Below are 20,344 nucleotides of genomic sequence, written 5' to 3'. Positions count from 1 at the left end.
TCGTATCTTGATCGCCATGCCGACCAGCCCCTCAGCCAGTCCGCTGCCCAACTCCCGTACCGAAGTCGACGGTTCGGCCGTCATTCGCGTGCTCAGTTACAACATTCGGTCGATGCGCGATGACACCGCTGCCCTGGCCCGGGTGATCAGCGCCTGCGAAGCGGACCTCGTCCTGGTCCAGGAAGCGCCCCGCTTCTTCCGCTGGCGCAAGAAACTGGCCCGGCTCGCGGCGGCGTCCGGGCAGATGATTCTCTCGGGCGGTGCGCCGGCAGCGGGCCCCGCGCTCCTGTGTTCCCTGCGGGCCACCGTCGAGCGCACCGAGGACGTCTTGCTCCCCCTCACCCCCGGCCTGCACCGCCGTGGCTTCGCCACCGCTGTCGTACGGTTCGGCGGCGCCCGGCTCGGGGTGCTGAGCTGCCATCTCTCGCTGCAGAAGGACGAGCGGTACGCGCAGGGCGGCATGCTCCTCGACCGTCTCGCAGGCCTTGGCATGCCGCACGCCGTCGCGGGCGGTGACCTCAATGAACGCCCGGACGGTCCCACCTTCAAGCGCCTGGCCGGTGCCCTTCAGGACGGCTGGGCGACCCGCCCGTGGGGTGCGGAGTACACCTCCACCCCCACCGACCCCCACCAGCGCATCGACGCGATCTTCGCCACGGAGGGCGTGGAGGTCCTGGGCTGTGGGGTGCCGCTGGGCCTCCCCGGCGTGTTGGAGACAGACCTGAGGGCGGCCACGGACCACTTGCCCGTGCTGGCCGCCCTCAGAGTGCCCGCGTCCTGAGGCGGGGTCAGACCACCGCGCCCCGCCCGGGATCGTCTCCGTCCTCGTCGTCGGTCTTCATGCGCATCACGAGCGTGGCGAAGCCGCCGAGGAAGCCGCCGATGCCGAGGGTGGTGAGCCACCAGGTCATGTCCCAGCCGAGGAGGACGGCCAGCAGGAGCAGGATGGGGCCGCCGATGACGCCGAGCCAGGCGAACTTGGCGGTGGTGTCGGCCGTCGGCAGCGGGGGCGGCTCGGGCGGTACGAAGTGGCCCTCGTCGTCCTCGTCGAAGTCGTCGTCGGCGGGCTCGGGCGCCTCGTAGTCGCGCGGGCCGCCGACACCGGGCGCGAAGGCGACCGAGCTGCCGAGGGACTGGGGTGGGGAGGGCTTGTCTCCCGACCCGGAACCGGCTTCGGCTCCGGGTCCGGACCCTGGGTCGTCCTTGTTGCCGTCGTTCGTCTCCGGGTCGAGGAGCGCCAGGTCCTCCACCGACTTGTACGGCTTCGCGCCGGGCGGGTCCGGCGGCTCCTCGCCGTACCCGGCGACGATCGCCTGCCACGCGGCGTCCTCGTCGAAGGGCACGCTCTGCTCCTCGCCGAGAGGCCCGTCGAGGGGCACGCCCTTCTCCTCGGAATCGCCGCGTTCCGCGTCGTGCTCAGCCACCGGTGGCCGTCCCTTCCTGCTGACCCACCTGACCCGCGCCGGACTCCTTGCCGACACTGGGCGCGAGCCGGGCGATGAACGCGTAGCTCTCCTCGAAGATCCGGTCCGCGTCGTGGTCCAACGTCGCGACGTGGTAGCTCTGTTCCAGCAGGATCTCCGTCACGTCCGTGGAGGACACCCGGCCAAGGACGCGCGCCGAGTCGGCGGGGGACACGACATGGTCCTGGGGGCTGTGCAGCAGCACTATCGGCTGGGTGACCTGCGGCAGCTCGCCATCGACGATCGCGCAGAAATTCCGCATCGAGTGCGCGGCGTGCAGCGGCACCCGGTCGTACCCGAGCTCCTCGGAGCCCTCCTTCGCGATGTCGCTCACGATGCCCTTCGTCGACCGTACGAAGTGCCGGAGCACCGGAAGGGCGTGTGCCGCCGGGCCGTGCACCTTGTTCAGCGGGTTGACGACCACGATGCCGCTGATCTCGTCACCGTGCTTGGCGGCGAGGCGCAGTGCGAGGGCGGCGCCCATGGAGAGGCCGAAGACGAACACCTGCGTACAGCGCTCCCGCAGGGCGCGCAGCTCCCGGTCCACCTCCGCGTACCAGTCCTGCCAGCCGGTGAGCTGCATGTCCTCCCAGCGCGTCCCGTGCCCCGGCAGCAGCGGCAGCGTGACGGTCAGGCCGCGCTCGGCCAGATACTCCGCCCAGGGCCGCAGCGACTGCGGGGACCCGGTGAAGCCGTGGCAGAGAAGGACGCCGACCTCTCCGCCCTCGCGGCGGAACGGCTCGGCTCCAGGAAGGACCGGCACCTTCGGTCTCCTGTTCATAGAAGCGGGCGAAACGGAACCCCCGAGGCTTCGAGGCGTACTTCACCGTACGCGACCGCACTGACACCGACCAGGGTCGTCGGGTCCTTTGACAGTGCTCCGGGTTAAGGTCTGAGCTACGACACAGGAGGCACTCGGTTGATCTACGGCGCAATGAAGTTTTCCATCGGAGGGCCACTGAAGCTCGCCTTCAGACCCTGGGTGGAAGGCCTCGAGAACATCCCCGCCGAGGGCCCCGCCATTCTGGCGAGCAATCATCTGTCGTTCTCGGACTCGTTCTTCCTGCCCGCGGTTCTCGACCGCAAGGTGACCTTCATCGCGAAGGCCGAGTACTTCACGACGCCCGGCATCAAGGGCCGGATGACCGCCGCCTTCTTCAAGGGCGTCGGCCAGCTCCCCGTGGACCGCTCCGGAGCGCGCGGCGCGGGTGAGGCGGCCATCAAGAGCGGTATCGACGTCATCGAGCGCGGTGAGCTGTTCGGTATCTACCCGGAGGGCACGCGCTCGCCCGACGGCCGCCTCTATCGCGGAAAGCCCGGCGGTCTCGCGCGCGTGGCGCTCGCCACCGGCGCGCCGGTCATCCCGGTCGCGATGATCGACACCGAGAAGATCCAGCCGCCGGGCAAGGTGATGCCCAAGCTGATGCGCCCGGGCATCCGCATCGGCAAGCCGCTGGACTTCAGCCGGTACAAGGGCATGGAGCACGACCGTTTCGTGCTCCGCGCGGTGACCGACGAGGTCATGTACGAAATCATGAAGCTCTCCGGCCAGGAGTACGTCGACATGTACGCGACGGCCGCCAAGCGGCAGATCGCGGAGGCGGCGAAGGCCGAGAAGGACGCGGAGAAGGCGGCGAAGGCCGCCCTCGCGCAAGCCGAGAAGCAAGCGGCCAAGGAACTGGCCGAGAAGCAGGCCGCCAAGGAAGCGGAGCAGGCGGACAGGGAACGGTCCGGCTCCTAGACGCGTCCGTCAGGACGTGCGGGAGTGGGGGTGGGGTGGGGGAGATGGCCAAGCGCGAGCGCGTGATGAGGATGTCGGTCGAGCAGCCGCTGTGGCGTGCGCTCACCGCGTACCGCGTCCTGACGATGCTGTACGCGATCGGCCTCTTCGCCACCGCGTACGACAAGTTCGCCCGCCCCTGGGTGGCCATCGCGTTCTACGCGCTGCTGTTCGTGTGGACCCTGGCGACCCTCCCCAGGGTCGCGAACGCGGCCAGCTGCACCAAGCGGTTCCTCACCGCCGACCTCACCATCGCGCTCGCCGGCATCCTGCTCACCCGGGTCGCCGACGCCTCCTCGCGGATCGAGGCCGACGGCCCGACCCTGCCGTCGATATGGACCGCGGGATCCGTCCTGGCCTTCGCCATCAAGGGCGGCTGGCGCTGGGCGGCCTTCGCCTCCACGCTGGTCGCGGCCGTCAACATCGTCGAGCGCGGCGCCCCGACCCGCGACACCGTCCACAACGTGATCCTCGTCTGGGTCGCGTCCATCGCCATCGGATACGTCGTAGAGGTCGCCCGCGCCTCCGAGCGCACCCTCGCCCGCGCCCTGGAGATCGAGGCCGCCACCCGCGAGCGGGAGCGGCTGGCCCGCGACATCCACGACGGCGTCCTCCAGGTCCTCGCCATGGTGCAGCGGCGCGCGTCCGCGCTCGGCGGTGAGGCGGCGGAGCTGGGCCGGATGGCCGGCGAGCAGGAGGTGGCGCTGCGCACGCTGGTCTCGGGCGGCCTGGTTCCCGTCTCGCGGGTGTCGGAGGACGCCGCCCTCGGTGCCGTCGTACGAGCCGTCGACGAACCCGACGACGAAGAAGGCCCCCTCGACCTGCGCTCACTGCTCGCCCAGTACGCCACCGCGCGCGTCACCCTCTCCGAGCCCGGCGCGCCCGTGCCGCTCGCCCGGGCCGCCGCCAAAGAGCTGACCGCCGCTGTCGGTGCCGCCCTGGACAATGTCCGCAAGCACGCCGGCGCGGAGGCCCGGGCCTGGATCCTGGTCGAGGACGAACCGGACGCGGTGATCGTGACCGTACGCGACGACGGCCCCGGCATCCCGGAGGGCCGGCTCGCCCAGGCCGAGGGCGAGGGGCGGCTCGGCGTCGCCCTGTCGATCCGCGGACGGCTGCGCGAGCTGGGTGGCACGGCCGAGCTGATCTCGGTCCCGGGGCAGGGCACGGAAGTCGAGCTGAAGGTTCCGAAGGTTTCACGGGGCAAGGCGGAACGGCGATGACGGAGACGGCGGGGAAGACGAAGGCGGCAAAACGGCGATGACGACGATGACGGGGACGACGGCGACGACTAAGACGGCGGAGCAGCGATGACGGGGACGGCGGAGGCGAAGGACGTGCGGCGGCAGGGCCCGATCAAGGTCATGGTGGTCGACGACCACCCCATGTGGCGCGACGCCGTCGCCCGCGACCTGGCCGAGGCCGGCTTCGACGTGGTCGCCACCGCGGGCGACGGCGAGCAGGCCGTGCGCCGCGCCCAGGCCGCCGCGCCCGATGTCCTCGTACTCGACCTGAATCTGCCCGCCAAGCCCGGCGTCCAGGTCTGCAAGGAGCTGGTCGGCGCCAACCCGGCCCTGCGCGTCCTCGTCCTGTCGGCCAGCGGCGAGCACGCCGACGTTCTGGAGGCGGTGAAGTCCGGCGCCACCGGCTATCTGCTCAAGTCGGCGTCCACGGAGGAGCTGATCGACGCGGTGCGTCGTACGGCGGTCGGCGACCCGGTGTTCACCCCGGGCCTCGCGGGTCTGGTCCTCGGCGAATACCGCCGGCTGGCCTCCGAACCGGCCCCCGCCGCGGGCGTCGACGAGCCCAAGGCTCCGCAACTCACCGACCGCGAGACCGAGGTGCTCCGGCTGGTCGCCAAGGGCCTGAGCTACAAGCAGATAGCCGAGCGCCTCGTCATCTCCCATCGCACGGTCCAGAACCATGTGCAGAACACCCTGGGCAAGCTGCAGCTCCACAACCGCGTGGAGCTGGTGCGCTACGCCATAGAACGCGGTCTTGACGAGGCGTAAACCTCACGCACTCACACCTTCGAGTGAAGGTGACTGATCAACACCCGCACAATTCACTGGAATTGACCTTCCGCACCATGCCGAAGTGACCTGCATCACTATTAGCGTGAGTCCATCAGGCAACCGCGGCGAAGGGACTTTCCATGCGGGTCGGAGTACTGACCGGAGGCGGCGACTGCCCCGGGCTCAACGCCGTCATCCGGGGCATCGTCCGCAAGGGCGTGCAGGAGTACGGCTATGACTTCGTCGGCTTCCGGGACGGCTGGCGGGGACCACTGGAAGGCGACATCGTTCGGCTCGACATCTCCGCCGTGCGCGGCATCCTGCCGCGCGGCGGCACCATTCTCGGCTCCTCGCGCACCAACCCCCTCAAGCAGGAGAACGGCATCCGCCGTATCAAGGAGAACCTCGCCAAGCAGGAGGTCGACGCGCTCATCGCGATCGGCGGCGAGGACACGCTCGGCGTCGCCGCGCGTCTCACGGACGAGTACGGCGTCCCCGTCGTCGGCGTACCGAAGACCATCGATAACGACCTGTCCGCCACCGACTACACCTTCGGCTTCGACACCGCCGTCGGCATCGCGACCGAGGCGATCGACCGCCTGCACACCACCGCCGAGTCGCACATGCGCGTCCTCGTCTGCGAGGTGATGGGCCGCCATGCGGGCTGGATCGCCATCCACTCGGGCCTGGCCGGCGGCGCCAACGTCATCCTCATCCCCGAGCAGCGCTTCGACGTCGACCAGGTGTGCGCCTGGGTGACCTCGCGCTTCAAGGCCTCGTACGCGCCGATCGTGGTCGTCGCCGAGGGGGCGATGCCCAAGGACGGCGACATGGTCCTCAAGGACGAGTCCCTCGACTCCTTCGGGCATGTGCGCCTCTCCGGGGTCGGCGAATGGCTGGCCAAGGAGATCGAGAAGCGCACCGGCAAGGAGGCCCGCACGACGGTCCTCGGACACGTCCAGCGCGGCGGCACCCCCAGCGCCTTCGACCGCTGGCTCGCCACCCGCTTCGGGCTGCACGCCATCGAGGCCGTCCGCGACGGCGACTTCGGCAAGATGGTCGCCCTGCGTGGCACGGACATCGTCCGCGTCCCGATCGCGGAGGCCACGGCCAAGCTGAAGACGGTCGACCCGAAGCTCTACGAGGAGGTCGGGGTCTTCTTCGGCTGACCGCGGCAGCCCGGCGCACGGGGGCTATGGGCCGTATATTCGGCCCATAGCCCCGCAGAACGGGAGGAAGCGTGGAGATCCTCGCCTTTGGTGTCCAGGCCGACGAGAAGCCCCTGCTCGAGAAGGCCTTCGCGGGCCACCACGAGGTCCACTGTCTCGACGTCTTCCTGACCGAGGACACCGCTCGCATCGCGGCCGGCTACGAGGCCATCTCCACCAGCGTCAACTGCGGCCTCGGCCACCGTGTCCTGCAGACCCTGGCAGCCGGCGGCACCCAGCTGGTCGCCCAGCGTTCCACCGGCTTCAACAACATCGACCTCAAGGTCGCCGAGCGCCTCGGCATGACGGTCGCCCGGGTCTCGTACTACTCGCCGTACTCCGTCGCCGAGTTCGCCTGGACCCTCGGCATGGCCGTCAACCGCCGTATTGTGCGCGCCGCCACCCGCACCCGCGACTTCGACTTCCGCCTCGACGGGCTGATGGGCCGCGACATGCACGGCCGCACCGCGGGCGTCCTCGGCACCGGCAAGATCGGCGAGGCGTTCACCCGGATCGCCGACGGCTTCGGCATGAACCTGCTCGGCTGGGACGTCGCCGAGAACCCGGCCTGCGTCGAACTCGGCATGAAGTACGTCCCCAAGGAGCAACTCCTCGCCGAGTCCCACCTGATCAGCCTGCACGTTCCTCTGATGCCGCAGACCCAGCGCCTGATCGACGCCGCCGCGCTGCGCGCGATGAAGGACGACGCGATCCTGGTGAACTCCAGCCGCGGCGGCCTGATCGACACCCAGGCCCTCGTCGCCGAGCTGCGCGAGGGCCGCTTCACGGGCGTCGGCCTCGACGTGTACGAGGCGGAGGCGGGCCTCTTCTTCCTCGACAAGTCCCTGGAGGCCATCGAGGACGACACCCTGGCCCGCCTCGTCACCTTCCCGAACGTCCTGGTCACGTCCCACCAGGCCTACTACACCGAGGACGCCGTCGGCCAGATCATCGAGGCCACGGTCAAGAACGTCCTCGACTACACCGCGGGCCGCCGCTCCGACAACGTGCTGGTGCCCCGCAGCTGACCGATCAGCTCGCTCACGACCGCCGCGCCGTTCAGCGTCAGCACCGACTCCGGGTGGAACTGGACCCCCGCGAACCCCGGGCCGCGCATCGCGTGCACCTCGCCGCTGTCACCGCGGCTGACCTCGATGCCGTGCGCGGACAACTCCGCGAGGGTCTCCTCGTCGCACCGCGCCACGAAGCTGTTGTAGAAGCCGACGGTCTCCATCCGCCCGAAGAGGTCGATCCCGGTCTGCGCACCCTGGTACGGGACTTCCTTGCGGACGATCTCCAGGCCCAGCTCGGCCGCGATCAGCTCATGGCCGAGGCAGACCCCGAGCACGCCGTGACGGTGACCGCGGATCACCTCGGCGGTGAGCTCCCGCAGGAACCGCATCTTGGGATCGGTCACGTCCGAGGGGTCACCGGGGCCGGGCCCCAGCACGACCGGCCCCTCGTGCGCGAGAACCGCCTCGCGCAGCCCCGGCTCGTCGTAGCGCCGAACCGTCACCTCTAGACCGCTCGACCGCAGCACATGCGCGAGCATCGCCGTGAAGGTGTCCTCGCCGTCCACGACGAGGGCATGTCCCCGCAGCGAGTCGGCCCGCTCCTGCATCCGCAGCCAGAACGGCGCGAGCGAGGCCCGCCGCCCGTCGAGCGCCGCCTGCACACGCGGGTCGTCGCCCAGCTTCGGCCGTACGCGTTCCTCGCGCGGCCTGGTCTCCACCACTCCCAGCGCCGCGAGCACCCCCGCCGCCTTCGCGTGCGTCTCGGCGACCTCGCCCGCCGGATCCGATCCCCGTACGAGTGTGGCGCCCACCGGCACCCGCAGCCTCCCGTCCGCGTCGATGTCGGCGGTGCGGATGAGGATGGGGGAGTCGAGCGTCTGCGCCCCGCCCGCGTCCCGTCCGACGAGGGCCAGCGCACCCGCGTAATAGCCCCGCCCGCCGACCTCGTGCCGCTCGATCACCCGGCACGCGTTCTGCACCGGCGACCCGGTGACGGTCGCCGCGAACATCGTCTCCTTGAGCACCTCGCGCACATCCAGCGAGGAACGCCCCCGCAACTCGTACTCGGTGTGGGCGAGATGGGCCATCTCCTTCAGCCGCGGACCGATCACCACCCCGCCCATGTCGCCGACCGTGCACATCATCTTGAGCTCCTCGTCGACCACCATCGAGAGCTCCTCGATCTCCTTGCCGTCGGCGAGGAAGGCGAGCAGATCCTCGGGCGTCGGGCCCTCGGCCGGGTAGCGGTACGTGCCGCTGATCGGGTTCATCACGACGGTCCCCCCGGACATCCGGACGTGCACTTCGGGGCTGGCCCCGACCAGCGTGCGCTGCCCGGTGTGCACGACGAACGTCCAGTACGCGCCCCGCTCACCGACGAGGAGCCGACGGAACAGGGCGAGGGCGTCGGCCCTCCCGAACCCCGGGATCTCCCCCTGGTACGTACGCCGGATCACGAAGTTCGCACCCTCGCCCCGCCCGATCTCCTCGCGCAGCACCCGCCCGACGATCTGGGCGTACTCCTCGTCGGCGACGTCGAAGCCCCCGCCCTCGACGCGCACCTCGTGCGACGGCAGCTGGGACAGGGCCTGTTCCAGGGGCAGTTCGTACGTCTCCTCTGGGGTGAGTACCGCCAGCGGCGTGCCGTCGTCGCGGACGTCGAAGCCGCGCTCCCGGATCTGGCGGTAGGGGATGAGCGCGAGGCCCTCGTCGGGGATGTCGGCGAGGCGGTCGTGGGTGGTGACCGGGCCGAGCAGCACCTCGACCACGTCATGGTCGTGGCCGGGGGTGCGGCGACGCAGCAGGGCGAACGGACGGGGATCGTCCAGGAGGTCGAGCAGGTTCACGGGTCCTGTTCCTTCTCACTCAGAGACTCAGTCAGAGAGGAACGGACTCCGGAAACACCGAAGGCCGCCCCTCGGGCGGCCTTCGCGAAGTCTTGCGTACGCGCAGTCAGTGGGCCGCCGGACGAGCGGTCCACCACCAGTTCTGGATCGATTGCGCGAACATGCGCCGCACCTTACCCGACGTGTGGGCCCGGCAACAGCGTGAACCGTTCGCGTACGGGGTTCGGACCGCTCGTGCACCGGCCATTCATGGCCAGGTAGCCCGACCGATCCGACCGAGGAGAGAGTCATTCACGCAGCTCGTTCACCCATGCCTCGCCGGAGCGGCGCACGCGCCCTCGCCGTGTGCGCCGCGGCCGCGGCCCTCGCCGCCGGCCTGCCCGGCGCCGCCCAGTCGGCCCCGCGCTCCTCCGACGACACCACCCAGGTCACCTACCGGGGCCACGTCTTCACCGTGCCCGCATCCTGGTGGGTCGTGGACCTGGAGAAGCACCCGGAGGCCTGTGTCCGCTTCGACCGTCACGTCGTGTACCTCGGTGCGCCGGGCGAACGACAGAGCTGCCCGGCGCGCGTACGGGGGCGTACCGAGGCGCTCGTGATCCAGCCCGCCACCGGCGCCGAGAGCGCCGTACCCGCCGCCGGGAGCCCCCAGGCCGTCGCCGGCGGCGCCACCGAGAACCGCACGGCCGGTACGTACCGGGTCACCGCGGACCGCATCGCCGTGACGGCCGCGTACGGGGACGACCGTACGAAGATCCAGGACATCCTTCGCAGCGCCGATCTGCCCGTCGCCGCACCGGCCGCCGAGCCGCCACCCGCCGCGGCGCCCCTCGCCAAGGACGCGACCTCCTTCCGGGGCGAGGGCTTCGACTCCTGTACCGCACCGAGCCAGAAGGCCATGGACGCCTGGCACAAGGCGTCCGGCTACGGCGCCGTAGGCATCTACATCGGCGGGATCAACCGCGCCTGCGCCCAGCCGAACCTCACCGCCGAGTGGGTGCGGAAGCAGTACGCGGCCGGCTGGCGGTTCATCCCGCTGTACGTAGGCCGGCAGCCCACCTCGGACGGCGGCAGCTGCGGGGGCGGCTGCGCGGAGATCACCGACCCGGTGCCACAGGGCACGGCGGCGGCCGACGACGCGTCCCGGCAGGCCGCCGCGCTGGGGCTCGGCAAGGGAACGGTGATCTACGACGACCTGGAGCACTACCAGCCCGGAGGCACCGTGACCGCCCAGGTCCTCGCCTATCTCGGCGCCTTCACCGAGCGATTGCACAAGCTCGGCTATCGCTCCGGCGCCTACGGCAACACCTCGTCCTTGATCACCGACCTGGTGGCCCACCGCGACGGCGCCACCCTGCCCGACGTCATCCACTTCGCCCGCTGGAACTACGAGTCGACCACCGACGATCCGTCGGTCCCCGCGTCCCTGTGGGCCAAGCACCAGCGCATCCACCAGTACGTCGGCGACACGACCGAGACCCACGGCGGCGTGACCATCGCCATCGACCGCGACCGGCTCAACGTGGACTAGGAACGAGCCTGCTCCGGGCGGCGCGGGTACCTGTCGCACGGCCGCCCGGAGCGCCCCGATCGAGCGCGCCGCGTCTCACTTGATGAGCACGTGAATGGACGCCCGACACGACCCCGTAATGTTGTGGAGGTGACCGTGAACGCTAAGTCCAGCGCGAGCGCTGGCAACACCTGGCGAAACCTGCCCGCGGCGCAGCAGCCCGAGTACCCCGATGCCGAGGCTCTGCGCGATGTGATCGCGGACCTCGAGTCGTATCCGCCGCTCGTCTTCGCGGGCGAGTGCGACCAGCTGCGCGCCCGGATGGGAGCCGTCGCCAAGGGCGAGGCGTTCCTGCTCCAGGGCGGCGACTGCGCCGAGGCCTTCGACGCCGTGTCCGCCGACCACATCCGCAACAAGCTCAAGACCCTGCTCCAGATGGGCGCCGTGCTCACGTACGCCGCCTCGGTGCCGGTCGTGAAGGTCGGCCGTATCGCCGGCCAGTACTCCAAGCCGCGCTCCAAGCCGACCGAGACCCGCGACGGCGTGACGCTGCCGACCTACCGCGGCGACTCCGTCAACGGCTTCGACTTCACCGAAGAGGCCCGCATCCCGGACCCCGAGCGCCTGAAGCGGATGTACAACGCCTCCGCCTCCACGCTCAACCTGGTGCGCGCCTTCACCACCGGCGGCTACGCCGACCTGCGCCAGGTGCACGCCTGGAACCAGGACTTCGTGAAGTCGTCCCCCTCCGGCCAGCGCTACGAGCAGCTGGCGCGCGAGATCGACAACGCGATGAACTTCATGCGGGCCTGCGGGACCGACCCGGAGGAGTTCAAGACCGTCGAGTTCTACTCCTCGCACGAGGCGCTGCTCCTCGACTACGAGTCGGCGCTGACCAGGGTCGACTCGCGTACGGGCCACCTGTACGACGTCTCGGGCCACATGGTGTGGATCGGTGAGCGCACCCGTCAGCTGGACGGCGCGCACATCGAGTTCGCCTCGAAGATCCGCAACCCGATCGGGATCAAGCTGGGCCCCACGACGACGGCCGAGGACGCGCTGCAGTACATCGAGCGCCTCGACCCGGACCGCGAGCCGGGCCGCCTCACCTTCATCGTGCGGATGGGCGCGGACAAGGTCCGCGACAAGCTGCCCGAGCTGGTCGAGAAGGTCACCGCCTCCGGTGCGACCGTGGCCTGGGTGACCGACCCGATGCACGGCAACACCTTCGAGGCGGCATCGGGCCACAAGACCCGCCGCTTCGACGACGTGCTCGACGAGGTCAAGGGCTTCTTCGAGGTGCACAAGGGTCTGGGCACGCACCCGGGCGGCATCCATGTCGAGCTCACCGGTGACGACGTCACCGAGTGCGTGGGCGGCGGCGACGAGATCTTCGTCGACGATCTGCACCAGCGCTACGAGACGGCCTGCGACCCGCGCCTGAACCGTAGCCAGTCCCTTGACCTGGCGTTCCTGGTCGCCGAGATGTACCGGGACCAGTAGCAGATCAGCAGCCGTATCGGCTGTTACCGGCATGTGAAGTGGGGCGCGGATCACATACGATCCGCGCCCCTTCGCACTTTTGCGGTCCAGGGGAGACGGGTAAGGTTAGGTTAGCCTCACCGATCATCGGGATGGCGCGACTAGGAATCCCGTCGGGAGGTGGACCGCGTGTACGTCTGCAACTGCTTCGGTGTCACCGAGGCGCAGGTGAAGAGGCACGCGGAGGACGGTGCCTGCACCCCCCGCCAGATAGCGTCGGCGTGCAAGGCGGGCACGGACTGCGGTTCGTGCGTCCGCCGGATTCAGGCCCTGCTGGGCCGGGGCGCGTGCCCGCGCCGTGAGCTCGCGGACGAGGGCAGGCCGGTGCTCTCCGAGGTCCGGGTGTCTGCCTCTTTGGACGAGGCCGCTTAGAGGCTGTTCAGCTGTCCGGCTGTTCGATCTGCTGCGCGATGTAGAGCGCCTCGCCGAGCTTCTCGATCAGCTCCAGCTGGGTGTCCAGATAGTCGATGTGGTGCTCCTCGTCCTCGAGGATCGACTCGAAGATGTTCGCGGACGTGATGTCGCCCTTCGTGCGCATCACCTCGATCCCCCGCTTGAGGCGGTCGATTGCCTCGACCTCCACCTGCCGGTCGGCCTGGAACATCTCGGTGACCGTCTGTCCGACCCGTACGTGGAACAGCCGCTGGTAGTTCGGCAGGCCGTCCAGCATGAGGATGCGCTCGGTGAGCTTGTCCGCGTGCTTCATCTCATCGATGGATTCTTCACGCGTGTACTTGGCGAGCTTCGTCCAGCCCTTGTTGTCCTGGATGCGGTAGTGCAGCCAGTACTGGTTGATCGCCGTCAGCTCGCCGGTGAGCTGTTCGTTCAGAAACTCGAGGACCTCGGGGTCGCCCTGCATCGCAGAGGCTCCTTCCAAGCGGGGGACTGGGCAGGTTGGGCCGCATCCTTGCACCGGCACACAAGGCCGTCCAGTAAGTGCACGCTTAGTAGGAGTTGCCCGAATCCGACCAGGGCTGGTCATGTGCACTGTCCCGGGTCTGTCAGGATGGAGTCATGGGTCAGCCGGTGGAGCGTGAATCTCGAGAAGCGGCGCAGTCGGAGCTTCCGCCGGGGCAGCGACTTCAGCGCGGCTGGCCGGTCACGCACTACGGGCCCGTACCCAAGTTCCGCTCCGAACGCTGGGAGTTCAGGGTCTTCGGCGCCACCGCCGACGGCGAGAAGCACTGCTGGACCCACGAGGAGTTCACGGCCCTGCCGTACGCGTCCGTCGTGGCCGATCTGCACTGCGTCACGAAGTTCAGCATGCTCGGGGCCGAATGGGGTGGCATCCCCGCCCGTACGATCCTGGAGATCGCCCCGCCCGCGCCCACCGTCACTCATGTCATGGTCTGGGCCGAGTACGGATTCAGCTCGAACCTCCGCCTGTCGGACTTCGCCTCCGACCGCACCATCTTCGCCACCCACAAGGACGGCGAGCTGCTGACGGCGGAACACGGCTTCCCGCTCCGCCTCATCGTCCCGCACCTCTATGCCTGGAAGGGCCCCAAGTGGGTCCGCGGCGTCGAGTACATGACGGCCGACCGTCGCGGCTTCTGGGAGGAGCGCGGCTACCACAACATCGGCGACCCCTGGCGTGAGCAGCGCTACTCCTACCAGGAGGAGCCCGGGGACGGCCCCGAGCTCTGACTCCTGCTGCGGCCGCTGATCAGTGGTGGTACTGGTGCACCACCGCGTGTCCCTTGCCGCGGCCGATCATCCACTTGTTGACGGGCGTCGTGACCACGAAGGCGATCGCCAGTGAGATGGCGAGCGCGGCCCAGAACAGCAGGTCGGCCAACTGCGCGTCCATCGCGTCCGGCCACAGGGCGATCACACCGTTGTCGATCAGCTCCATCACCGCGATGGACAGGGTGTCCGCGGCGAGCGCGACCCGGAACGCCGTCCTGAAGTCGACGCCGGCCTTGAGTACTCCGCGCAACGTGAGCGAGTAGCCGAAGACGAAGGCGAGGACGATCGCCAGCACCATCGTCGGCACATTGCCCCACCCGAACGCGGTGCCGATCACCATGCCCAGCACCTCGCCGATGGCGCAGCCGGTGAGGCAGTGCAGGGTGGCCTGGGCCGCCATGGACCAGGTGACCTTGCCGCCCATGTCGTGAGTGTGCGCGTGCTCCTCGGGATGCGCGTGCGTGTCGTGCTCGTGCTGCGCGTGCGCATGCGTGTCGTGCTCGTGCTCGTTCTGCGCGTGTGTGTCGTGCTGCATGAGGGCCCCCAACGCCGAGTAACGGTTGCTGCTAGAGCAGGAACCGTATACCCCCTAGGGGTATTCCTCAATGGGCTTTGTCGGACTCAGCCGTCGCGGAGTTTCTTCAGGCGCTCGACATCCGCCGCGTGCCCCTCCTTGCCGCCGGGCGTCTCGATGATCAGGGGTACGCCCTCGGTGGCGGGGTGCGTCATCAGGGCACGGAACGGGTCCTCGCCGATGTGGCCGGAGCCGATGTTCTCGTGGCGGTCCTTGTGGGCGCCGACCACATCCTTGGAGTCATTGGCGTGGATCAGCTTGAGCCGGCCCTCGCCGACCGTGTCCACCAGCAGGTCGAGGGTCTGGTGCATGCCGCTCGGCCCGGTCAGATCGTGGCCGGCCGCGAAGATGTGGCACGTGTCGAGACAGACGCCCAGCTTGGGGTGGGCGTCGAGTGCCTCGAAGTACGGCCCGAAGTCCCAGGTCCGGGAGCAGAGGGAGGCGCCCTGCCCGGCGGTCGACTCGAGGAGCAGATAGGGGTCGTCGTCATGGGTCAGCTCGTCGAGCAGCGGCAGCATGTGCGCACGCACCTGCTTGAGGGCGACGGACCGCTCCCGGCCGCCCGTGGCGCTTCCGGTGTGCACGACCACACCCAGGGCGCCGATCTCCCGCCCGCGCCTCAGCGAGTGCCGCAGGGACTCCACCGACTTCTCGACCGTCGCCTCGGTGTGCGAGCCGAAGTTGATCAGATACGGGGCATGGACGTACGCGGGGATCGACTCGGCGGCGCAGGCCGCGCGGAACTCCTCATCCTGCTTCGGGTTTCCGGCGGGCGTCGCCCAGCCGCGCGGGTTGGCGACGAAGACCTGGACGGTCTCGGCCTGGAGATCGCGGGCATAGGAGAGGCCGACGGAGTTGAGACCGCCGGCCACCGGGACATGGCCGCCGACGGGGTTGCGGAGCTGCTTGCTGGTCACACCCTTCAGGGTGTCACGTGCTCCCCGGCGTCCCGTCGCCGGACCTCGAAGCCGCGGCTTCGGTCCCGACGGCTCAGCGGATCTCGAAGCCGACGGTCCCGGTCCCGGGGGCTCAGCGGATCTCGAAGCCGGTGGCCTGGGTCCCGGGGGTTCAGCGGATCTCGAAGCCGACGGTCCCGCTCCCGGGGGTTCAGTGGATCTCTAAGCCGACGGTCCCGGTCCCGGGGGTTCAGTGGATCTCGAAGCCGACGGTCCCGGTCCCGGGGGTTCAGTGGATCTCTAAGCCGACGGTCCCGGTCCCGGGGGTTCAGCGGATCTCGATGGTGATCGTCGAGCCCTTGGGCGCCGTCTCGCCGCCGTCCACCGACTGGCTCTTGACGTGGTCCCCGAAGAGCCCGAGCAGACCCCGGTCCTCGTTGACCTTGAACCCGGCGGCCTCCAGCTTCTGCTTCGCGTCGTCCACGCTGTCGCCCACGACGTCCGGGACCTCGACCATCTCGGGGCCCTTGGAGATCGTCAGCGTCACCGTGTCGCCGGTGGCGACCTCGCGACCCGCCGCCGGCGACTGCTCGGCGATCTGGCCCTTGTCGAACTCCGAGTTGACCCGCTCCGAGGAGATCTTCACCTTCAGACCCGAGTCCTCGAGCTCCGCCGTGGCGTCCTCCACTGACGCGCCGGTGACCTCGGGCACCTCCACCGGGCTGCCCTTGCTGACGACGAGCGCGATGGCCGAACCCGCGTGTCGCTCGGTGCCCGCTGCCGGATCCGTGCTGATCACAAAGCCCTTGGGCACGTCCTCGTTGAACTCCCGGGTGACCATGCCCGCGGCGAGGCCGTCGCCCTTCAGCACTTCCTTCGCCTTGAACAGGGCGAAGCCCTTCAGGGCGGGCACCTTCACCGTCTCCGGGCCGTCCGAGATGGTCAGCGTCACGGAGTCGTTGTCACGGATCCGGGCGCCGACCTCGGGGTCGGTGCTGATGACGGTGCCGCGCTTCACGGTGTCGCTGTACTGGTGCTTGACCTGACCGACATCGAGCCCGGCCTGCGTCAGCCGGTCCTTGGCCTCGGTCTGGGTCTTCGCGAGGATCGGCGGGACCTTGGTGAACTGGCCGGAGTTGATGTACCAGACGCCGGCACCGAGGCCCAGCACCAGCACGATGGCGGCGACGATCGCCAGCATCCCGCGGCGGGGCCGCGCGGCACGCCGGGACGGAGCGGCCTGCCCGGACGTGAACGGACTGCTCTGCTCGAACCGGCTCGTCCGGTTGAGTGCGCCGTTCTCGTCGTCCTCGTTCACGGGCAGCGGCCGCGGTACGGACAGCGAGCGCGGGATCACACTCGTACGGTCCTCGGCGTTGTCGTGGCCCATGGCGAGGGCCCCCGGCGGGACGGCGTCGAGCTGCTCGGCGGTGAGCCCCGCGCGCGCCTGAAGCACCTGGCCGAGCAGCGCCACCGCGTCGTGCGGGCGCACTTCGGGATTGCGGGCGGTCGCCGTGGCGACCAGCTCGTCGAGCTCGTACGGCATCCCCGGCACGGCGGCCGACGGCGGCGGCACGTCCGCGTGCAGGTGCTGGTAGAGCACCTGGGCGGGGGAGTCCCCGGAGTGCGGCTTGTCGCCGGTGAGCATTTCGTAGAGGACGACCCCGCACGCGTAGACGTCGACGCGGGGGTCGGCGGTGCCGTGCTCGATCTGCTCGGGAGCGAGGTACGAGACGGTGCCGAGGACGGCCCCCGTCGTGTTCGTCACGGTGTCCACGGCCCGTACGAGACCGAAGTCCGCCACCTTGACCCGGCCGTCGTCCCCTATGAGGACGTTCTCCGGCTTCATGTCGCGGTGCACGAATCCGGCGCGGTGCGCGGCGCCGAGGGCGGCGAGCACCGGCTCCAGGATGTCGAGCGCGGCCCGCGGCTGCAGGGCGCCGCGGTCGCGCAGTACGTCGCGCAGGGTGCACCCGGCGATGTACTCCATGGCCAGATAGACGTACGACCCGTCCGCCCCCTGGTCGAAGACCTGCACCACATTGGGGTGCGCGAGCCGGGCCACCGACTTGGCCTCGCGGATGAAACGCTCGACGAACGAGCCGTCGGCGGCCAGCGTCGGGTGCATCACCTTGAGCGCGAGCACGCGGTCGAGACGGGTGTCCAGGGCCCTGTAGACCGTGGCCATCCCGCCGACCGCGATCCGTGCGTCTACGCGATAGCGGCCGTCGAGCACCTGCCCGACAAGCGGGTCCTGAAGGGTCGTATCCACGCAGGTGAGTGTACGAGCCGCCACTGTCACGACGCCCCGTTCGGCCGATACCGGAGCGCGACTGCAGCCGACCTGTGACGCACATCGCACGCATGCGCGGACGTCGAAGAGAGGCCCCGCCGCCGCGAGCCCGGCCGCGGCCGGGCACGGCGAGATCGCCCCAGAGGAGACCCGCACTTCCCAGCCAACCGGAAACGAGTGGTGCGTGGGCGGGAGACCCCCGCTGGGCCGGGTGCCTAGAAGGCGGGCCTCTCGGGATCCAGGCGCGCCAAGCCCTCCGCAGGAGACGACGCCTCGGCGAAGTGCCGCCGAGGAATCCGGCCCGCGCGATACGCGAGCCGCCCCGCGTCCACCGCGTGCTTCATGGCCTCCGCCATCAGGACGGGCTCCTGCGCCCGCGTCACCGCTGAGGCAAGCATCACACCCGCACACCCCAGCTCCATGGCGAGCGCCGCGTCCGACGCCGTACCGGCCCCCGCGTCCAGAATCACCGGCACGCGCGCGTGCTCCACGATCAACTGGAAGTTGTGCGGGTTCCGGATCCCCAGCCCGGACCCGATGGGCGAGCCCAGCGGCATGATCGCGGCGCAGCCGACGTCCTCCAGCTTCCGCGCCAGGACGGGGTCGTCATTCGTGTACGGCAACACGGTGAACCCGTCGTCGACGAGCGTCTCCGCGGCGTCGAGCAGCTCGATCGGGTCGGGCAACAGCGTGCGCTCGTCGGCGATGACCTCCAGCTTGACCAGGTCCGTGCCGAGCGCTTCGCGCGCGAGACGTGCGGTCAGCACGGCCTCGCCCGCGGTGAAACAGCCCGCCGTGTTCGGCAGCACGCGGATGCCGAGCTTGTCGAGCACGGACAGGACCGACCCGTGCACGGACGCGTTCACGCGCCGCATCGCGACCGTCGTCAGCTCCGTACCGGACGCCACGAGAGAGCGCTCCAGCACGTCGAGGCTTGGCGCACCGCCCGTACCCATGATCAGCCGGGAGGAGAAGGACGTACCACCGAGGACAAAGGGATCGTCGGCCATGGGTCAGCCTCCTTGGACGGCGGTGAGGACTTCGACGCGGTCTCCCTCGGAGAGGGCAGTGGACGACCACTGCGCGCGCGGGACGACGGTTTCGTTGAGGGCGGCGGCCACGCCGGACGGAGCGGCGGTGAGGGCCGCGACGAGTGTGTCGAGAGCGGTACCCGAGGCGATCCGCTGCCGCTCTCCGTTGACGAAGATGTTCATGCGGGCTGCTCCGTGAGGGCGGCGGCGCCGAAGCGCCGTGGAGTGAAGGGGCGGGCCACGTCGGGGAGTTCACCGGTGGTCAGCACGTGCGCCATCGCGTCACCGGTGATGGGCGTGAGGAGCACACCGTTGCGGTAGTGCCCGGTGGCGAGGAGGAGGCCGTCCAGCTCGGTCGGTCCGAGGAGCGGCGCGTTGTCGGGTGAGCCGGGGCGCAGCCCCGCCCGGGTCTCCGTGAGCGGCAGCTCGGTGATCCCGGGGACCAGCTCATGGGCGTCGCGCAGCAGCTCGTACACGCCGCCCGCGGTCACCGTCGTGTCCCAGCCCAGTTCTTCGCTGGTCGCGCCCACGACGAGCTCGCCGTTCTCGCGCGGCACCAGATAGACCTGGCTCCCGCGCACGACGGCGCGGACGGTACGGCTCAGGAAGGGCGCGTACCGATTCGGCACGGTCAGCCGCAGCACCTGCCCCTTCACGGGGCGCACGGGCGGCAGGACGTCGTCGGGAACGCCCGCCAGACGCCCGCTGAGGCTGCCCCCGGCGAGCACGATCTGGCCCGCGGCCGGCTCGGTGCCGTCCGTGGTGACGACTCCGGCGGCACGGTCCCGTACGACGCTCAGCCGCTCCGCCCAGGTCCGGTGGAACACCACTCCGGCCCGCTCGCACGCCGTGACCAGGGCCTTGGCGAGTCGGCGCGGATCGACCTGGTGGTCGCCGTCGACCCGCAGACCGCCGCGTACGCCGGGTGCGAGCATCGGCTCCAGACGGCGGCACTCGCGCCCGCTCAGCCACTCCGAGTCGAGCCCCGACTGGCTTTGCAGGGCGTGCAGTTCACGCAGATGGGCGCGGTCGTCGGCGTCCAGTGCGACGGCCAGTGTGCCGCACTGGCGGTAGCCGAGGTCTTGGCCCGTGGCTTCCGTGAGTTCGGCGGCGAAGTCCGGATAGCGGCGCGCGGAGGCGAGGTTGAGGCCCAGCAGGGTCTGCTCGCCGTAGTGCAGTTCGGTGACGGCGGCGAGCATTCCGGCCGCGACCTGGGCCGCTCCGCCGCCCGGTTCGGGATCCACGAGGGCGGTGGTGAACCCGCGTTGCGCGGCCCGCCAGGCCGTCACGAGCCCGATGATTCCGCCCCCGATGACGAGGACGTCTGACGTACGTGTAGGCGACATGGGCGTCCAGCCCCTCCCTTCGCCGGCATGACCCGGATCAGGTTCGTACGGTCGGAGGCCGTCCCAGCCTCCCTCTCAGCCCGGTGCGTCCGGGCTCCCGCGAGTGCTTTACGTTGGCCACCCTAGCCCGCCGCCGG

At 70.0% G+C, this 20,344-nt stretch carries 21 protein-coding genes and 1 riboswitch; of the genes, 10 read left to right on the top strand and 11 right to left on the bottom strand.

Translation table 11 applies throughout. The features are described from left to right. Positions 1–16 precede the first annotated feature (16 nt). Positions 17–781, top strand: coding sequence for an endonuclease/exonuclease/phosphatase family protein (locus AB5J53_RS14345; RefSeq protein WP_369246024.1), 765 nt, complete (start codon positions 17–19; stop codon positions 779–781). A gap of 7 nt (positions 782–788) precedes the next feature. Here the strand turns inward: AB5J53_RS14345 and AB5J53_RS14340 are convergent, their stop codons facing one another. Both AB5J53_RS14340 and AB5J53_RS14335 read right to left on the bottom strand, forming a co-directional pair. Beyond that, positions 789–1,424: a hypothetical protein gene (locus tag AB5J53_RS14340; RefSeq protein ID WP_369246023.1), complete on the bottom strand. Its 636-nt coding sequence runs from the start codon at positions 1,422–1,424 to the stop codon at positions 789–791. Continuing rightward, the gene (locus tag AB5J53_RS14335; RefSeq protein ID WP_369246022.1) at positions 1,417–2,226 is read right to left on the bottom strand and encodes an alpha/beta hydrolase; all 810 of its coding nucleotides are present in this window, start codon (positions 2,224–2,226) and stop codon (positions 1,417–1,419) included. Before AB5J53_RS14335 ends, AB5J53_RS14340 begins: the two co-directional genes overlap by 8 nt. 171 nt (positions 2,227–2,397) lie before the next feature. Between AB5J53_RS14335 and AB5J53_RS14330 the strand changes: the two genes are divergently transcribed. The 5 genes from AB5J53_RS14330 (at position 2,398) to AB5J53_RS14310 (ending at position 7,494) form a co-directional block, all read left to right on the top strand. After that, a complete protein-coding gene (locus AB5J53_RS14330) occupies positions 2,398–3,204 on the top strand; it encodes a lysophospholipid acyltransferase family protein (protein WP_369246021.1) in 807 nt (268 codons plus the stop codon). Between the two features lie 44 nt (positions 3,205–3,248). Then, positions 3,249–4,466 carry a MacS family sensor histidine kinase gene (gene macS, locus AB5J53_RS14325; RefSeq protein WP_369246020.1) on the top strand — a complete coding sequence of 406 codons (1,218 nt, stop codon included), beginning with the start codon at positions 3,249–3,251 and terminating at the stop codon, positions 4,464–4,466. 141 nt (positions 4,467–4,607) lie between these two features. Then, the gene (locus AB5J53_RS14320) at positions 4,608–5,255 is read left to right on the top strand and encodes a response regulator transcription factor (protein WP_189190613.1); all 648 of its coding nucleotides are present in this window, start codon (positions 4,608–4,610) and stop codon (positions 5,253–5,255) included. A 143-nt stretch (positions 5,256–5,398) separates the two neighbouring features. Continuing rightward, the gene (locus tag AB5J53_RS14315) at positions 5,399–6,427 is read left to right on the top strand and encodes a 6-phosphofructokinase (protein WP_369246019.1); all 1,029 of its coding nucleotides are present in this window, start codon (positions 5,399–5,401) and stop codon (positions 6,425–6,427) included. Positions 6,428–6,498: 71 nt separating this feature from the next. Further along, on the top strand, positions 6,499–7,494 hold the full coding sequence (locus tag AB5J53_RS14310) for a 2-hydroxyacid dehydrogenase (protein ID WP_369246018.1): 996 nt from the start codon (positions 6,499–6,501) through the stop codon (positions 7,492–7,494). Here the strand turns inward: AB5J53_RS14310 and AB5J53_RS14305 are convergent. Together AB5J53_RS14305 and AB5J53_RS14300 are read right to left on the bottom strand one after the other, a co-directional pair. After that, a complete protein-coding gene (locus AB5J53_RS14305; protein ID WP_369246017.1) occupies positions 7,446–9,326 on the bottom strand; it encodes an anthranilate synthase family protein in 1,881 nt (626 codons plus the stop codon). The genes AB5J53_RS14310 and AB5J53_RS14305 overlap by 49 nt on opposite strands. A 106-nt stretch (positions 9,327–9,432) precedes the next feature. Further along, positions 9,433–9,489: a trp operon leader peptide gene (locus AB5J53_RS14300; protein ID WP_369252227.1), complete on the bottom strand. Its 57-nt coding sequence runs from the start codon at positions 9,487–9,489 to the stop codon at positions 9,433–9,435. 147 nt (positions 9,490–9,636) lie between these two features. On the opposite strand from AB5J53_RS14300, the gene AB5J53_RS14295 reads away from it, so the two are divergent. From AB5J53_RS14295 to AB5J53_RS14285, 3 genes are all read left to right on the top strand, one after another. Then, positions 9,637–10,857, top strand: a complete 1,221-nt coding sequence (locus AB5J53_RS14295; protein ID WP_369246016.1) for a glycoside hydrolase domain-containing protein — start codon at positions 9,637–9,639, stop codon at positions 10,855–10,857. Positions 10,858–10,986: 129 nt separating this feature from the next. Next, positions 10,987–12,339 carry a class II 3-deoxy-7-phosphoheptulonate synthase gene (locus tag AB5J53_RS14290; RefSeq protein ID WP_369246015.1) on the top strand — a complete coding sequence of 451 codons (1,353 nt, stop codon included), beginning with the start codon at positions 10,987–10,989 and terminating at the stop codon, positions 12,337–12,339. Positions 12,340–12,507: 168 nt separating this feature from the next. Further along, the gene (locus tag AB5J53_RS14285) at positions 12,508–12,750 is read left to right on the top strand and encodes a bacterioferritin-associated ferredoxin (protein WP_369246014.1); all 243 of its coding nucleotides are present in this window, start codon (positions 12,508–12,510) and stop codon (positions 12,748–12,750) included. Positions 12,751–12,757: 7 nt separating this feature from the next. Here AB5J53_RS14285 and bfr read toward each other — a convergent pair whose 3' ends face one another. Further along, positions 12,758–13,237 (bottom strand): bacterioferritin, encoded by a 480-nt coding sequence (gene bfr / locus AB5J53_RS14280; protein ID WP_369246013.1) that lies wholly within the window; start codon positions 13,235–13,237, stop codon positions 12,758–12,760. Positions 13,238–13,392: 155 nt separating this feature from the next. Between bfr and AB5J53_RS14275 the strand changes: the two genes are divergently transcribed. Beyond that, on the top strand, positions 13,393–14,025 hold the full coding sequence (locus tag AB5J53_RS14275; protein ID WP_369246012.1) for a sulfite oxidase-like oxidoreductase: 633 nt from the start codon (positions 13,393–13,395) through the stop codon (positions 14,023–14,025). Positions 14,026–14,044: 19 nt separating this feature from the next. Here AB5J53_RS14275 and AB5J53_RS14270 read toward each other — a convergent pair whose 3' ends face one another. From AB5J53_RS14270 to thiO, 6 genes are all read right to left on the bottom strand, one after another. Beyond that, a complete protein-coding gene (locus AB5J53_RS14270; RefSeq protein ID WP_369252225.1) occupies positions 14,045–14,491 on the bottom strand; it encodes a DUF4396 domain-containing protein in 447 nt (148 codons plus the stop codon). 197 nt (positions 14,492–14,688) lie between these two features. Then, entirely contained in the window at positions 14,689–15,558 is an 870-nt protein-coding gene (locus AB5J53_RS14265) for a deoxyribonuclease IV (protein ID WP_369246011.1), read from the bottom strand. Positions 15,559–15,865: 307 nt separating this feature from the next. After that, a complete protein-coding gene (gene pknB, locus AB5J53_RS14260) occupies positions 15,866–17,809 on the bottom strand; it encodes a Stk1 family PASTA domain-containing Ser/Thr kinase (RefSeq protein WP_369246010.1) in 1,944 nt (647 codons plus the stop codon). A gap of 236 nt (positions 17,810–18,045) precedes the next feature. Then, positions 18,046–18,840, bottom strand: coding sequence for a thiazole synthase (locus tag AB5J53_RS14255; protein ID WP_369246009.1), 795 nt, complete (start codon positions 18,838–18,840; stop codon positions 18,046–18,048). Positions 18,841–18,843: 3 nt separating this feature from the next. Next, positions 18,844–19,044, bottom strand: a complete 201-nt coding sequence (gene thiS / locus AB5J53_RS14250; protein WP_369246008.1) for a sulfur carrier protein ThiS — start codon at positions 19,042–19,044, stop codon at positions 18,844–18,846. After that, positions 19,041–20,207 (bottom strand): glycine oxidase ThiO, encoded by a 1,167-nt coding sequence (gene thiO, locus AB5J53_RS14245; protein WP_369246007.1) that lies wholly within the window; start codon positions 20,205–20,207, stop codon positions 19,041–19,043. Before thiO ends, thiS begins: the two co-directional genes overlap by 4 nt. After that, a riboswitch (TPP riboswitch) is annotated at positions 20,205–20,318 on the bottom strand. Its footprint overlaps the gene before it by 3 nt. Positions 20,319–20,344: the final 26 nt, after the last annotated feature.

It is taken from the genome of Streptomyces sp. R41, from assembly GCF_041053055.1.
GTDB lineage: Bacteria > Actinomycetota > Actinomycetes > Streptomycetales > Streptomycetaceae > Streptomyces.
Note: the sequence above shows the minus strand (reverse complement) of the source record. Positions and strands in the feature narration are given on the sequence as shown.

Coding starts and splice junctions, on each gene's coding strand:
- AB5J53_RS14345 (WP_369246024.1), top strand. CDS start 17: ATGCCGACCAGCCCCTCAGCCAGTCCGCTGCCCAACTCCCGTACCGAA.
- AB5J53_RS14330 (WP_369246021.1), top strand. CDS start 2,398: ATGAAGTTTTCCATCGGAGGGCCACTGAAGCTCGCCTTCAGACCCTGG.
- macS (WP_369246020.1), top strand. CDS start 3,249: ATGGCCAAGCGCGAGCGCGTGATGAGGATGTCGGTCGAGCAGCCGCTG.
- AB5J53_RS14320 (WP_189190613.1), top strand. CDS start 4,608: ATGGTGGTCGACGACCACCCCATGTGGCGCGACGCCGTCGCCCGCGAC.
- AB5J53_RS14315 (WP_369246019.1), top strand. CDS start 5,399: ATGCGGGTCGGAGTACTGACCGGAGGCGGCGACTGCCCCGGGCTCAAC.
- AB5J53_RS14295 (WP_369246016.1), top strand. CDS start 9,637: ATGCCTCGCCGGAGCGGCGCACGCGCCCTCGCCGTGTGCGCCGCGGCC.
- bfr (WP_369246013.1), bottom strand. CDS start 13,237: ATGCAGGGCGACCCCGAGGTCCTCGAGTTTCTGAACGAACAGCTCACC.
- AB5J53_RS14275 (WP_369246012.1), top strand. CDS start 13,393: ATGGGTCAGCCGGTGGAGCGTGAATCTCGAGAAGCGGCGCAGTCGGAG.
- AB5J53_RS14270 (WP_369252225.1), bottom strand. CDS start 14,491: ATGGGCGGCAAGGTCACCTGGTCCATGGCGGCCCAGGCCACCCTGCAC.
- AB5J53_RS14255 (WP_369246009.1), bottom strand. CDS start 18,840: ATGGCCGACGATCCCTTTGTCCTCGGTGGTACGTCCTTCTCCTCCCGG.
- thiS (WP_369246008.1), bottom strand. CDS start 19,044: ATGAACATCTTCGTCAACGGAGAGCGGCAGCGGATCGCCTCGGGTACC.
- thiO (WP_369246007.1), bottom strand. CDS start 20,207: ATGTCGCCTACACGTACGTCAGACGTCCTCGTCATCGGGGGCGGAATC.